Origin of the sequence: Pseudomonas sp. NY15354 (genome assembly GCF_048068075.1) — a bacterium.
GTDB classification, from domain to species: Bacteria; Pseudomonadota; Gammaproteobacteria; order Pseudomonadales; family Pseudomonadaceae; genus Aquipseudomonas; species Aquipseudomonas guariconensis_C.
Genome location: NZ_JBLUPV010000034.1, coordinates 14,011 through 28,776 on the forward strand (window position 1 = coordinate 14,011; position 14,766 = coordinate 28,776).

The following is a 14,766-nucleotide window of genomic DNA, read 5'->3' on the forward strand; positions in this document are numbered from 1 at the left end:
TTATGTTTGACCTTGAGGGGATAGAAGTAGCCATGGGTGTAGGATATCGAGCAGCAGTGGACGCAGCAGCTATCTTTTCAGAGGCCGACTTGTCGGGCAATATCACTTATGTCAACAAGATGTTTTGTGAGATTTCGGGCTATGCCGCGGATGAGTTGATTGGGCAAGATCACCGGATGTTAAACTCTGGCCAACACCCACCAGAGTTCTTCAGGAACTTGTGGAGAACCATTTCACAGGGGAGGGTTTGGAAGGGTGAAATTTGCAATCGCCGTAAAGATGGAAGTCTTTACTGGGTGGAAAGCACCATAGTTCCTATATTTGACGCTGCCAGGCAGCGGCCAGAGAGCTACGCTTCCATTCGCTTTGATATTACCGAAAAACGGCAATTGATGAAAGCGCTTCAATGGCGAGCAGAGCACGATGAACTTACTGGCCTACCCAATCGATCTTCACTATTCAATTACATTGAGCACGCCATTTCTAAAATAGACCATAATAGCATTAAGCTTGCGATTTGCATGCTTGATCTTGATGGGTTTAAACTGATAAATGATCGGCATGGCCATGCGATAGGTGATCGCATCCTAATTAAAGCTGCTGATCGCTTGCGGCAAGTTATCCGTTGCGATGATATTTTGGCTCGCCTAGGCGGCGATGAGTTCGTGGTTTCTTTGCATGTGCGAAATCTCAATGATTTAAACAAAGCAATGAAGCGCATGCTAAGCACTCTTTCGAAAACCTATACGATCGATGGTATAGATTTATCTATTTCTGCCAGCGCTGGAGTTACGATCTACCCGAATGATAGTGCGGATGCAGAGACATTATTGCGTCATGCTGATCAGGCCATGTATAAAGCAAAACAGAGCGGGCGCAATCGATACACTTTATTTGATATCTCTCTAGATAAATTTGACAAAATGACATTTGATACTGTTAACAGGGTCAAAGAAGCGCTATTGAATGGCGAGCTGTGCCTGCACTATCAGCCAAAAGTAAATTTAAATAACGGCGTCGTTATTGGGTTTGAAGCTTTATTGCGCTGGAACCACCCACATAAGGGATTGGTGCCACCTTTAGACTTCTTGCCTGTGGTTGAACATAATGAGCTAATTGTAGAAATTGGTGAGTGGGCTATCAATACAGCGCTTACTCAAATAGACGAGTGGGCTAAGATCGGCCACTTATGGCCTATAAGTGTTAATGTCGGGGCCTTGCATTTTAACAAGAGTAACTTTCCAGAGTCTATCAAAGAGATTTTAGCCAACCACCCAAATGTTCCACCGCAAATGCTGGACATAGAGATTGTCGAGTCAGTGGCGTTAGAGAATATTTCACGTGTCAGTAAGCATTTGGAGCAATGCATGGGACTTGGGGTTCAATTTTCGCTGGATGACTTTGGGACAGGATACTCATCACTGAGCTATCTCAAACAGTTGCCTACACACGCCATAAAAATTGACCAGTCCTTTGTCCAGCAACTACCTGATAATGAAAGTCTTGCTCTTGTCAGGGCGATTGTAAGTCTAGCCAAATCCTTTGATCGAGAAGTTATCGCTGAAGGAGTAGAGAATGATGATCAAGCGGAACTGCTATTAAGCATTGGGTGTAACGTAGCACAAGGCTATGGCATAGCAAAACCAATGCCCGCAAGACAAGCGTTTGAGTGGGCGGTCCAACAGAACTCTAGTCAGGATATGAGGGCGCCTTATAAAGGAAGGTAATCATGATCAAGCAGTGCCCTACCTGTAATGCAGCGATTCAAAATACCTCACGTCAGTGGAGCAACAAAACTTACTGTCCCCAAAAGTGCCTGAAAGTAGCTAGCCGGAAGAAACAGTCGCAGAGTGTACGCGCACAACAGCGCAGAGCTAACATGCGCCAGAATGACGAGTTTCTTTGCCTTGTGCGTGGTAAGCGCTCCATGAACCCCACATTCAAAGCCGTTTGTTGATGCCTGATGCTGTGCTCCGATTTCTCAAGAGCCTGTTCACCATGATGCGACCCTACCCCAAAGTCGAAAAAGTTTACCTCTATCCCTAGCCTGTCGACTTCCGAAAGTCCATCGATGGGCTGGCCGCTCTGGTGGAGCTTGATATAAAGATAGCCGATTTCGACCTGGTACTTTTCGTGTTCCTCAACAAACCAAACAGCCGCGTGAAGATCCTTTATTGGGAGAAAAACGGCTTCTACCTTTGGCTCAAGCGTCTGGAGTCCGAACGTTTCAAAACCTCGCCCGACCCCACCGACGAAGCGATTGCCCTGACTGTCCAGGAACTGAATTGACTACTTGATGGCTTCGACCTCTGGCGTAACCGTCCTCATCAGGTTTTGACGCCACGATTTGTGGCCTGATTCGGTATAATCCAGGGCATGAGTTTCGTGCCCGACAACCTCCCTGATGATCCTGAATTGCTCAAACAGATGCTTGCAATGATGCACAGGATGGGTGTGCTCGAAGAACAAGTTGTCCTGCTAAGGCAGCGCCTGTTCGGTCGACAATCGGAGCAGACCGTCGATCTGGCAACGCCTCAAATGGCGTTGCTCAACGAAGCGGAGCACGAGGTAGAGCTGGCATACGAGGCCGCTGGAGAGGAGGTCGTTGCCCCCGCTAGGCGTCGTGGCAAGCGTAAACCACTGCCAGCCGATTTGCCACGCATCGAAGGCATCCATGAACTACCCGAGCATGAACTGAACGGTGTCTGTTGCTGCCATAAGCACGCCATTGGCGAGGAAATCAGCGAGCGACTCGAAATCGTGCCGATGCAGATCCGCGTGATCAAGCACATCCGTAAGGTTTACGGTTGCCGGGGCTGCGAAGCCGCACCAGCGACAGCCGACAAGCCTGCGCAGTTGATCAAGAAGAGCATGGCCTGCCCCAGCGTATTGGTCATGCTGCTGACCACCAAGTGCGTAGATGGTTTGCCCCTTCATCGTTCCGAAAAGGTTCTAGGCCGCCACGGCATCGATATTCCAAGGCAAACCTTGGCGCACTGGGTCATCCAGTGCAGTGGGCATATCCAGCCGCTGCTGAACCTGATGCGCGACAGTTTGCTGAACAGCCAGATCATCCACTGCGACGAAACCCGCGTCCAGGTATTGAAAGAGCCTGACCGTGAGCCGAGCAGTCAATCCTGGATGTGGGTACAAACGGGTGGCCCACCAGGCAGGCCGGTCATTCTGTTCGACTATTCCACCAGCCTGGCGCAGGACGTGCCGACGCGCCTGCTCGATGGTTATCGCGGCTATGTGATGACTGGCGATTACGCAGGTTACAATGCATTGGCTGCCCAAGCGGGTATTGAGCGTTTGGGCTGTTGGACCCATGCGCGGCGCACATTCGCTGAAGCCAAGAAAGTGAAGCCGTAAGGGAAAGCCGGGCGTGCAGGTATTGCGCTAAACCTGATCAACAAGCTGTACGGTGTTGAGCGGGATTTAGGCAATGTGGGCGATGAATCCCGCAAAGCCGGTCGTCACGAGCACAGCGTGCCGCTGCTCGGGCAACTAAAAAGCTGGATGGAAAAGACTCATCCACAAATGACCGCGCAGAACGCACTTGGCAAAGCGGTGAATTACCTGCGAGCAACTGGAGCAAACTCGAACGGTATGTCGAGGAAGGCTTCCTACCCATGGATAGCAATGCTGCCGAACGCTCCATCCGCCCCTTCGTGATCGGCAGGAAGAACTGGTTGTTTAGCGACACACCGAAAGGCGCGGTAGCCAGCGCACAACTGTACAGCCTGGTTGAAACCGCCAAAGCCAACGGCCAGGAGCCCTATGCGTGGCTACGCCACGCACTGGAACGGCTGCCGCATGCCCCTCGTCGGTAGAGGGCTACGAAGCGTTGTTGCCGTGGAACTGTAAGCCAGTAATGCCATGTTAAACCGGGACCTCACCTTGTGGTAGGTGGGGTACATGGATCGGTTACACAACACTTTGGATCATTGCAGAGCATGCCGCAGTCGAACACTTCAGAAAAGCTCAAAAGGCTTGGGATGCAGAGAAGTCGGAGTTTTGGGAAAAACTCAAACCCTTATCGATGAAAATGAACAACTACGATATGAACTTGACCTTGCAAAAAATATCAATTTTGACCAAGTAGGTGAACTACTTGATGAAATGACCTATCAAAAATTGCAGAAACCATGTTAGAGGAAAGAAGCAAAAAATCAAAAAATGACAGGACTTTTAAACCTCCAGGAATAAAAAAGCCCCGGAATGGGGCTGTTAACGTTTTTACGCTCTATTGCCTTATTCAAAGCCTGAACTTCGAAACCATAGCATGTAGATCCACAGCAAGACGCGATAGCTCTTGACTGGATGCATTCGTTTGATTTGCTCCAGCAGAAGTCTGCATTGATAAATCTCGGATATTCACAAGATTTCTATCTACTTCACGGGCAACCTGTGCTTGTTCTTCAGAAGCGCTAGCGATAACCAGATTCTTCTGATTAATCGAAGTAATAGCCTCTCCAATCACCTCAAGAGCCTCATTAGCCTCCCGAGCGACCTGCAACGTGCCATTAGCTCGCTCTTGACTCTCACTCATAGCATCAACCGCACGACTAGTGCCAGATTGAATGCCATCAATCATTTTCTCAATTTCGGCTGTCGATTGTTGAGTGCGGTGTGCTAGTGCCCTTACTTCATCAGCGACAACTGCAAAACCACGTCCAGCCTCACCAGCCCTAGCGGCTTCAATTGCAGCGTTAAGCGCCAGCAAATTGGTTTGTTCAGCGATTGAGCGAATAACCACCAGAACTTGACTGATCTCGCTTGCATTCTGAGCAAGCAATTGAACCTCTTCCGAAGTAGCCGAAACATTTCCGACAAGTTGACTGATTGATTCTAGCGCCTGATTAACTTTTTCACGCCCATCATAGGTGCTCTTGTCAGCAGCTTTGGAATCATCAGCAGTATTAACAGCGTTGCGAGCCACCTCTTCAACCGCTGCCGTCATCTGATTAACTGCCGTGGCCGCTTGATCAATTTCAGCACTTTGCTGATTAAGTCCGCGATTCGTATCCTCAGTTACAGCATGTAGCTCCTCCGAGGCAGAGGCAAGCATATTGGACGATTCAGAAATTTTCTCTATTGTCTCATGCAGGCTATCTTGCATCCGCTTCAGCGCAATCAACAGATGAGCAGGCTCATCGCTTCCAGTCACATGAATATTTTGAGTAAGATCACCACTGGAAACTCTATCAGCAACTATAACTGCCTCAGATAATGGAGACACAATGCTGCGAGTCAATACAATAGCAATTGCGACCATTAGCACCAAGATCAGGATCAGCGCTACAATAATCATAAACACTGCAGCATCGAATGCCTTGCTTGTCTGATCGGCGGCGTGAACAGCACCTTGTTCGTTAAATTTGATCAGCTTATTCAAGGCAGCCATCATTTGGTCCGCTGCACTGGCAAGCGGACCATTCGCCACTTCAATTTCATCACCACGCTCTACTGATGCAAGTACCCCATCGAGTATTCTCCCTTGATAGGATAAATATACAGCGTAAGATTTCTTGAAGCTCTCAAAAAGCTGCCGATCATCTGGTGAGTCTATCGCTTTCTCATAAGTATTCAGAAATCCAAATACTTCTTGATTTATACGCCTTACCAAATCCACTGTTTCATTTAACTGATGCCCGTCTTTCATGGTAAGCGTCCTGAGCGTCAGCGCTCTGGTGCGTCCCAAGCCACTACCGACCTCACCTATCTCCTGCACTGCTGGCAACCATTCGTCACGGATTTCAGCGGTTGCACTATCCATCTCATGAGCTTGGAATAGAGCAACCAGCCCCATCATTAACACCAGCATTCCAATTATCGTAAAGCCGAGGCCCGCTCGACTCCCAATATTCATATTTCTCAAGCTCATAACCCCTCCTTTCATCGCGGTATGTGACGACATTATCGGCAGCAACTCAAAATCCTTTAAGGATATTTTGTTGGTCCTTATTTTATTTCGCAATATATCTTCGACTAATTGACGAGCCTTGTGCTTTCAGGTATGATCTTACCGTCTACGAGGAATGGATTTTCCTGCTTGATCGACATTTGCCCGCCTAGTGCGGGCTTTTTTATGGCGACAAAAAACCGATTAATACGGGTTGTATTGCTTTAACAGTTGGAGCAACCCAGGCAGGATACATGTTGAGAATCCCTCTTGAGCAAAGCCAAGACGGGGTACTCCCTAATGGCTCGATAAATATCACTTCTAGAACTCCGGGCCTACCAGTCGAAAACTGGTAGCCAGCCGAGCTGCTTTATGGTAGTTGGATAAATTATGGAACTTATTTTTGGTGCCAATGAGAAATGGGAAGGAGAGAGAGCAGTCTATAGCACGATGCCGTGCAACAAACTCCACCTGTAACCTAAGTCAGATGAGAACGGTTCAAAATCGTGAGGTGGAAGAAACTACATTGGTGTAACGAGGGTATGCCATTTAGACGTTTGCCAGCCGACCTATTGGCTCTGGTAAGAAAACCCGCACCAGTGGCGATCTCTCTACAGCCAAATTAGGAAAAATAGCTACACTGTTGAAAAGACAAAGGAATTTAGCGAGGAGCCTCGCCATGGAAATAAAAATCAACGATAATCACACCAGAATTGCATGTGGCAACGTAGCAGGATATGTAAATACCGAAACTGAGCTTAAAGCAAGCTCGAGCGGAGCGAAATAGCCCTCGATTTTATTAGGGCGTGGGAAGGGTGGCCGAGGAAACACTCTCGCCTCATATAACACTGTACTTTTCAGAGAAGATGCTCAACTATTTTCAATGCAAATAAAAAGCGACTGAGTCCACTTCGCTAGTATCTAGTTTCGCCCAATGGTTGGAGATGGTAAAGCTTATGCTTCCTCATTAAACTGGTAGGCAAATTTTCTAAAAATTTGTGCAGAATAACAAAATCTAATCTTTGAACTTGCCAAGTGCCGTATTAGCCAGTCTCACCATTTCCAACCACTCCGAGCAGCAAATTTTTGCATTATGCATTAAGCACTCTGCTGCTTTCAATGCCTTGTCATAGTCATCTTCGTTTAGCTCGGCACGTAAATATTCACACACCCAATCGTGAAAAGCCTTAGGTCTAGACTTCGACTTGATTTCCATACTCACTACAATACCAATCCCTGTAATCCCTGTCAGCAATGCACGCCAATAACCTCATGCATTGTAACTGGGATCTTGCCATCATTACTACCACTCGTCGGGAAATGCACGAATGCCACCGACTTCTTGACAATCCTTACGATCTCAAACCCTGTCTCTGGACGACTATCGTTGCAAATTTTGCTTTGATAACTAATATAACATAATAATTGCCAGGCCATATTGCTGATACAGGTCAAGCTCAGTAACTGAAGGGTCGGTAGTCTTCAAATACTTTAGAGATTGGTCAGTTTTTTTGGGGTCGTTAGTTGCTTTTCCAGCAAAGTCCTCACAAGCCCCACACTTCACTGTCATGGCGACTGCTTTGGATAGTAAACCATTAAGCCAAATAACAAGCATCCATCTAATTATGGAAAAGACGATTCCAATGAGAGCGATTGACTCAACCACGTCAGACATTTCAAATCTTACTTAATGCATTTGACAGGTAAGCAGAGCACTTCTCTCGGCGCTCAGACAACTTCGCCAGTACGATGCTATAACGAGCTTGCGAGATCAATCCGCGCTCAAAAAATATTACTCAGACACAGGCGCCTTGAATAACAATCGCGTCAACCTTTCACTGCTACCATCATCCGCGAGACTAGAGCGATAGTGTAACAAGATACAAGGAGCAATCTCGTTAGCATTAAAGCCAGCTCTAATGAGTCATTTTAGTAAAATATAATATTGCAACTCACTCACATGCAACAAAAGCATATAAAAATTCAAACAAAAGTCATCAACTGAATTACGCTTAACCAATTCTTTGAATTTTTTGCTTTTTGAAATAATCAGTCTGCATCCCCGCCACCAACTCTCAAATGAGTAAAAACAAAGCAATAGTGCGACCGCATGGTATCACGATAGTGTCACATCGTTTCAACGTAAACACACCAACCCTACCAGCGAAGCGACCACCAGAATAGGCGGCCACTGCACGCCACCGCTTTTCCATACCATCCACCATTTCCGGTCCCCATCTGCACGGGTAACAAGTACCCGCACCGTTAGTGATCTCTTTTATTAGAAAGGGTTTACCTTGCGACAGAGGGGCGATGATCAGGCTGAGTTCATCCACCAAGCCGGCTTGCAGGAAAAACATCAAGGTGTCGATCCAGAACAGGGCCTTGAGCTTCTCTGCGGCAAGTTTGCAATCGAGTTGCTCCTGCCCTGCGACGATGTAGGAAATCTCCAGTCTGCGCAAAATGGCGCGGTAGGTGTTGCTGGCTTTTTCGCTCAGCACCTCAATGATGTGCGCCTCGGGGCGGCCTGCATACTTCAAGCTGTTGCTTTGCCAGCCGATTTTCCCGGGCACGGCCACGTAGTCGCCCTCCAGCACCGGCGGAGCATGCTCGTCCAGCGCGAAGGACTTGTAGAAGGTGAAGTTTGCGTCAGTGGTAACGCGCCCGCACAACTAGGCCTGCTGCTGGTAGCTGGCATTGATGCGTTCGTAGGCCTCAAAGGCGCCGTGGACGGCCGGCGCTTTCATGTAGGGCCAGTGATCTTGCCGTCCAGTGCGGTGAGCATGTGGCAGACGATGTAGGGTCGATTCATGGTGCAATTTTCGCTTTCTGGGTCGATGGCATGGGCATGGCCTCGACCATGCAGCAGGGGAGGCTGCTGGTGTTGTGACACGTGTTTTCCAGGGCTTACTGTACGGTGATGCCGCCATCGACAACCAGCGAATGCCCGACCACGAAGCTCGACGCATCGCTGCACAGCCACAACACCGCCTGCGCGATCTCGTCGGCGTGGCCCAGGCGCTTGATCGACACCTGGTCGATCAGCGCGTTCAGCACATCCGCTTCGCCGGTCATCATCGTGGCGACCATCGGCGTGTCGATCACGCCTGGGCACACCGCGTTGATGCGAAGGCCCTTGGCCGCCCATTCCAACGCGGCGCACGTGGTCATGCCCAGCACGCCGTGTATGGCCGAGCAGTAGCTGGCGCGGTTGGCGACGCCGTCGCCCTGCTTGAGCATCTGGTACTTCATGCACAGCCACACGCCCTTGAGGTTGATACCGTGCACGCGGTCGAAGTCCTCGCTGCTGGTCTCGGTGATCGGCGCCAGTGGCGGCTGCCAGCCGGCGTTGTTATAGGCGGCATCGAGGCGTCCGAAGTGTTTGACGGTGTTTTCCTTCATCGCCTTCACTGGCGCCTCTTCGGCCACGTCGCACGGCTGCGTCAGCGTGTTGCCGCGTACGGCCAGGCGGTCGGCCTGTTCCTTGACCTTGTCGTAGTGGTTGCCCGCGAGCACCACGGACGCGCCAGCCTCCAAAAACAACTCGGCGAGGCCAGGCCCACGCCCGAGCCTGCGCCGGTGATGAGGGCGACTTTGGCGTATAGATGGATTTTCATCGCGGTATTTCCGCTGTTGTAATGAGTGGTCAGTAGATGCCGCTTTGTTCCCGGAAGCTGCATTGGTGGCCTTCGCCGAAGGCGCTGGACAGGCGCGCTTGCGGCAACGTCAGCTTCAGAAAGTTGTCCTGCGCGGGCTGGTAACGTGGCCACAGGGTTTGCTCAGTGTTCGCCTGGCCGGTGCTGGTCCACAGCTGCACCATCTGTTCGGACAGGCGCGATTGCAAGGCATTCAAGCATCACCGGGATGCCGGCGCTGCCGTGAAAGCCAGGGAACAGGTAAGCCAGTTCGAAGGTGTGGGAAGCGCCCAGCGCAAAGCTGGTCGATTTCGGATACGAAAGGGCCGTGCAGTCGGAGAACCCGTAGGCATAAGTCGGCGTGTAGTCGGCAGCCCAACGGCGGACGGCCCGTGATGGGCAGGCGAACAGCATGTCGGTCACCGCGGCGGCCATGGCGTCACTTGGGGTCGGGAAGCTGTCCACGGGGTACTGCTGCTTGACAGCGTCCGCCAGCGGGCCGAAGTAGAACTGCATGGCGGTCTCATAGCCGGCATCGTCCATCGGGTGGCCGGATTCGTTCTCGGGAAAGCCGGCGAAAAAACGTGCCTTCGTCGCGAGTGATGCCCTGTATCAGGGTTACGCGGTTGAACTGACGGCTGCGAAAGGCATCGCCCGGGTGCATGGACAGCACCTGGCCATCGAGGATCGCCTAACTGGTCAGATATGGCCTTTGCGCGGCCAACACGATGGCCGCAGGAAACGCGCGCGGGCAGACCAACGTGGCGGCGCCGCTGGTGCGTGCGCAGTCCATCATCTGGGCGAAAGCGTCGCACTGCTGCTTGGCAGCCGCCGGTGGCAGCGACGCGCCGAAGGCCGGGTAGCGCAAGGCCACTGCGGCGCCGCTCATGTCGATGGCGTGCTGAAATTTGTCGGCCTAGCCCGGAGAGGTGACATGCATCAGCACGCTGCCGCCGGACGATTCACCGGCAATGGTGACGTTGTCGGGGTCGCCACCGAAGGCGGCGCTATTGCGCTGCACCCATTCCAGCGCCAGTTGCTGGTCCATGATGCCGTAGTTGGCCAGCGTCCGGCCTTCGACCTGCAACGCCGGGCGGGCGAAGAAACCGAACAGGCCAAGACGATAGTTGAGCGTCACCACGTCGGCCTGGCCCTGGAAAGCGAGTTGACTCGGTTCGTAGTCGCCGCCCGCGCCCACCCACAGGCTACTACCGTGGATTGCCGGCGATGGGGTGCGAAGCGTCCTCAGTGACCAACAGTGCCGACCTCATCGCTGGCAAGGCCAGCTCCCACAGGTATCGCGGGGAACCAGACTAAGTCAGTCCAGCTTCACATCCCCTGCATACACCGTCTGCAGATCCCGCTCCGGAATCTCCCAGATCACCAGCTTCGGCGGCGTCTGGGTAAACGCCGGGCTCTCGAAGTAAGCCTTCGCTGCCCCGGAAAACTCACCCCCGTCCTTGGCAAAGTTGCCAATCACCGCCCCCAGCGATTGCTGCAGGAACCCGGCAAAGTTCGAATTGCGCGAGAACGACGTGCCGATCAGCGCCACATTCGGCAGGTTATCGTCGCCGAACAGATCATCGAGACTGTCACCGCCTGTGCTGGCCTCAGCCACATGCTCACTGATCTTCGACGGCGCCACTTCCTCGGTAGCCGGCTGCAAATGCAGCGGCAACCAGTCCAGCCCCGCCAACCGCACCAGATCCCCCGGCCGCACGGCCTTCGGCTCCTGGCTCACGTCGAAGCCTTTCTGCGGCGTGGCCGCGATCCCCAGCGCCTTGACCTGCCCGGCAATCGCCCCGGCCGCCGCCTTGGCCCCAGCCTCACTCCAGTGGGTATCGGTACGCAGGTAAGCCTCGGCGCCCAGCGGTCGAACGGCCGGCGCCAGGTCCAGCGTCGCCACACCTGCCGCCTTCAACCCCGCCGTCCAGTCCTGCACCCGCGCCTCAAGGCTCACCGGTCGATACAGCGCACACAACTGGCTGGCCGCAATCCGGCTCTTGTCCGGCACCACGCTCACCAGCAACTCGATACCGCGTTTCTTCAGGCTCTGCTGCAACGCCACCACGGCTTCGGCCTTGGCCTTGGCGTTGTCCTGCGCATGCCGGTTCAACTTGAATTCATCGGCCAGGAACAACCAGCCCGGGCACCCCTGGCGCACCCGTGGCCCAGTGTCGGCAAACACCAGCCAGCTACCAGCCCGCTCAAGGTTGGCCGCCTGCAACGGCAACGGCGCATTGGCCAGTTCCTTGGCAATCCGGTGGGTGATCTCGCCATGGATCACCGCATCATCGGACATCGGCTTTTCCGGCAGCAGGCTGAACGAGCCCTTGGCCACCAGCCAGCCACAGGACAGCAAGCCTGCCCCCAGGAACACCGCCAGGGTCACCCCGGCGATCTTGCTGGTGTGCATCGCCAGCGGGCTTGGCGGAGTCGGTGCGGTGCTTGGAGAAGAAGTCGTCATCGCACGGTCCTCAGAACTGGAAGTATAGGAAAGGCACCGATTCACGGCTGGCGATCAGGGCAAAGCACAGCATGAACCCGAGCACCGGCCACAACGCGACCATCCACACGAACGGCCGCACATGACCGAAGCGGTGCAGCACACGCTTCTGCCAGATCGGCGCGATGACGCACAACACACCCAGCAACGCCGCCAACCCATGCAGCGGCCGTACCGACACCGCCAGCGCATCACCCAGGGCAAACCCGTGCATACCGAACTGGCCGGCATACATGTCCAGCGCGGTATGGAAGTCCGGCGCGCGGAACAGGGTCCAGGCCAGGCACACGAACAGCAGGGTCAGCACATGGGCCAGCCACTTCGGCAGCCCCGGCAGCGTGGAACGGCTCCAGGCCCGGTCGACGCACAGCGCCACACCGTGCGCCGAACCCCAGAGCAGGTAGTTCCAGCTGTCGCCACCGTGCCACAGGCCGGCGATGGCCATGGTCAGGAACAGGTTGCGGTAGGTCTTCCAGGTGCCGAAACGGTTGCCGCCCAGGGCGATGTACAGGTAGTCGCGCAGCCAGCTGGACAGCGACAGGTGCCAGCGCCGCCAGAAGTCCTGGATGCTGCTGGCCAGATAAGGCCGGTTGAAGTTCTCCGGGAAGTGGAAGCCCAGCATCAGCCCCAGGCCGATGGCCATGCAGCTGTAGCCGGCGAAGTCGAAGAACAGCTGCAGCGAGTACGCCAGGCACCCCAGCCAGGCATCGAGGAACGACGGGTTCTCCAGGTGGAAGGCGATGTCCACCAGCGGCGACAGGGTGTCGGCCACCAGCACCTTCATGCACATGCCGATCATGAAGCGGCGCGCACCGAGGGAGAAGTTGGTCCAGTTGAAGTAGCGCTGGTTCAGCTCGCGGCGCACCCAGTCATAACGAATGATGGGGCCTGCAATCGAGTGCCCGAACATCGAGATGTAGGTGGCGTAGTTGACGAAGCTGCGCTCCACCGGAACTTTGTGCCGGTGCACGTCCACCAGGTAGGAGATGGCCTGCAGCACGATGAACGACAGCCCCGCCGGCAACGCCACGCGCTGCCACTCCATGGGCAGGTGCCCGTAGGAGGTGATCAGCTCGTTGTAGGTGGCGGCGAGGATGTTGGCGTACTTGTACCAGCACAGCACCAGGGTGTTCAGCCAGATCAGCGCCGCCAGCAGCCGCACCCGGCCACGGCCGTCCTCGCGGCTGCGGTCCACCAGCAGGCCGCCGACCCAGGCGATCACCGTCAGCACCATGTGCAGCAGCAGGAACAGCGGGCTCAGCCAGCCGTAGAACAGCCAGCTGCCGATCAGCAGGACGACGTTGCGCCCGCCCGAAGGGCTCAGCGCATACACCAGCATGAACAGCGGGAGGAACAGCGTCAGAAACTCGAGCGAGGCAAAAACCATGGTGGGCCGGACGTCCTGTCAGTGAGCCAGTGTATCGGTGGTGGCCAGCAGTTGCGGACCTTTTTCCCCGGGCAGCAGCATCACACTATAGCGCTCGCCGGCCTTCAGCTCACCCAGGTCCACCGGGGCGCCGACGTTGGCGTTGGCGCACACCAGCTGTACCGAGAGTTTTACCGGGTTGATCGAGCGACGTTGCACGCTGCCTTCAGGGGCGTCCTTGAACAGGTCGGCGTTGCGCCCGGCCGGGCGCAGGCTGGCGCCGCTGCAGGCCGGGTCGACGTTGATGAAGGCCAGCGAGGCCTTCAGGCCGTTGAAGTCGTCCGGCTGCTCGCGCACCACCACCTGGCGCCCGGGCAGGGCGACCACGGTGGCGAACTCGCCCGGGGCGACGCTCAGGTCCAGCGGCGCATTGCCGGCAGCTTGCTTCAAGGTGCCCTTGATGGCCTTGCCGGCCGGCACCGAGAGGTAGTCCGAAACGCTGTTGGTGGTCTTCAGCTCAAGGCTTGCGCTGGAACCGGCCGCCACCAGCTGCAGCGCGCCGGGCGTGGCATTGACGAAGCGCAGGAACGCCGAGTCTTCGCTCGGGCCGGTGGGGTACAGGGCGATTTCCGCCTGGGCGGTGCCGGCGACCAGGGCGCCGGCCAGGGACAGCAGGAGGCTCGCGCGCATCATTTCTTCGCTCCCTGTACGGCCGGGGTCTTCACCACGGCCTCACCGATGGCCTTGCTCCAGGCGGCGTAGCCCGGCGCGGTCAAGTGCTGGCCGTCGACGGTGGCCCACTGGCCCTGCTTGGACATGGCCAGCGAGTCGATGTAGTCGCACGGTGCGACGTTGGCGGCGAGGAACTTGGAGGTCATTTCCACGCGGGCGTAGGTCTTGCCGTACTTGCCACCTTCGCTGCCCCAGTTCGGGCCGACCCACACGCACTTGGCGCCACTGTTCTTGATGGCGGCGGTGAAGTCCTTGGTCTGTTGCCACAGCCAGGCTTTCGGGAAGGCCGGCTTGGTGTAGCTGGCCATGGTGTCGCCCATCACCACGACGATGAGGTCGGCCTTGTCGGCCTTGATCAGCTGGTCCACCGGCTGGGTGGCGGCCTTGGTGCCGAGCACCACCGGCTTGTCGCTGCCACGGCGCTCGGCGCCGCCACAGGTACCCGGGGTGGCCTTCAGCCAGTCGCCGGCATTGGCGCCGCAGATACCCAGGGAGTGCACCTGCGCACCTTGCTGCACGAAGTTGTCGTGCAGGCTCTTGATCAGGTAATCGGGCGTGGCCAGGTGGCTGTCGCCGATCATCAGAATGGTCAGGCCTGCGAGAAGGGAAGATGCCATTAACA

General features: G+C 54.9%; 11 protein-coding genes and 3 pseudogenes. 3 read left to right on the plus strand and 11 right to left on the minus strand.

Going from position 1 to position 14,766, the window contains the following annotated elements:
- Positions 1-32 precede the first annotated feature (32 nt).
- From ACNFCH_RS22675 to tnpC, 3 genes and pseudogenes are all read left to right on the plus strand, one after another.
- Complete coding sequence (locus tag ACNFCH_RS22675; protein ID WP_416743983.1) at positions 33-1,727, plus strand: putative bifunctional diguanylate cyclase/phosphodiesterase; 1,695 nt, start codon at positions 33-35, stop codon at positions 1,725-1,727.
- Between the two features lie 331 nt (positions 1,728-2,058).
- A pseudogene (tnpB, locus tag ACNFCH_RS22680) lies at positions 2,059-2,289 on the plus strand (IS66 family insertion sequence element accessory protein TnpB); the annotation flags it as partial.
- A gap of 87 nt (positions 2,290-2,376) precedes the next feature.
- Positions 2,377-3,886, plus strand: a pseudogene (tnpC, locus tag ACNFCH_RS22685) (IS66 family transposase).
- A 372-nt stretch (positions 3,887-4,258) separates the two neighbouring features.
- Here the strand turns inward: tnpC and ACNFCH_RS22690 are convergent.
- The 11 genes and pseudogenes from ACNFCH_RS22690 to ACNFCH_RS22740 all read right to left on the minus strand — a co-directional run bounded on the left by ACNFCH_RS22690 (position 4,259) and on the right by ACNFCH_RS22740 (position 14,761).
- The gene (locus tag ACNFCH_RS22690; RefSeq protein ID WP_416743984.1) at positions 4,259-5,122 is read right to left on the minus strand and encodes a methyl-accepting chemotaxis protein; all 864 of its coding nucleotides are present in this window, start codon (positions 5,120-5,122) and stop codon (positions 4,259-4,261) included.
- Positions 5,114-5,920: pseudogene (locus ACNFCH_RS22695) on the minus strand (MCP four helix bundle domain-containing protein); the annotation flags it as partial. The pseudogene ACNFCH_RS22695 and the gene ACNFCH_RS22690, both read right to left, overlap by 9 nt.
- 2,060 nt (positions 5,921-7,980) lie before the next feature.
- Positions 7,981-8,484, minus strand: coding sequence for a hypothetical protein (locus ACNFCH_RS22700; protein WP_416743931.1), 504 nt, complete (start codon positions 8,482-8,484; stop codon positions 7,981-7,983).
- A gap of 328 nt (positions 8,485-8,812) precedes the next feature.
- Positions 8,813-9,421, minus strand: a complete 609-nt coding sequence (locus tag ACNFCH_RS22705; protein ID WP_416743933.1) for an SDR family oxidoreductase — start codon at positions 9,419-9,421, stop codon at positions 8,813-8,815.
- 263 nt (positions 9,422-9,684) lie between these two features.
- A complete protein-coding gene (locus ACNFCH_RS22710) occupies positions 9,685-10,083 on the minus strand; it encodes a carboxylesterase family protein (RefSeq protein ID WP_416743935.1) in 399 nt (132 codons plus the stop codon).
- 148 nt (positions 10,084-10,231) lie between these two features.
- Positions 10,232-10,429, minus strand: a complete 198-nt coding sequence (locus ACNFCH_RS22715) for a hypothetical protein (RefSeq protein ID WP_416743937.1) — start codon at positions 10,427-10,429, stop codon at positions 10,232-10,234.
- 27 nt (positions 10,430-10,456) lie between these two features.
- The gene (locus tag ACNFCH_RS22720) at positions 10,457-10,789 is read right to left on the minus strand and encodes a carboxylesterase family protein (RefSeq protein ID WP_416743986.1); all 333 of its coding nucleotides are present in this window, start codon (positions 10,787-10,789) and stop codon (positions 10,457-10,459) included.
- Between the two features lie 69 nt (positions 10,790-10,858).
- Complete coding sequence (locus ACNFCH_RS22725) at positions 10,859-12,007, minus strand: alginate O-acetyltransferase AlgX-related protein (RefSeq protein ID WP_416743939.1); 1,149 nt, start codon at positions 12,005-12,007, stop codon at positions 10,859-10,861.
- 10 nt (positions 12,008-12,017) lie between these two features.
- A complete protein-coding gene (locus ACNFCH_RS22730; RefSeq protein WP_416743941.1) occupies positions 12,018-13,433 on the minus strand; it encodes an MBOAT family O-acyltransferase in 1,416 nt (471 codons plus the stop codon).
- Positions 13,434-13,451: 18 nt separating this feature from the next.
- Positions 13,452-14,105 (minus strand): alginate O-acetyltransferase AlgF, encoded by a 654-nt coding sequence (locus ACNFCH_RS22735; protein WP_416743943.1) that lies wholly within the window; start codon positions 14,103-14,105, stop codon positions 13,452-13,454.
- Complete coding sequence (locus ACNFCH_RS22740; protein WP_416743944.1) at positions 14,102-14,761, minus strand: SGNH/GDSL hydrolase family protein; 660 nt, start codon at positions 14,759-14,761, stop codon at positions 14,102-14,104. Before ACNFCH_RS22740 ends, ACNFCH_RS22735 begins: the two co-directional genes overlap by 4 nt.
- Between the last annotated feature and the right edge of the window lie 5 nt (positions 14,762-14,766).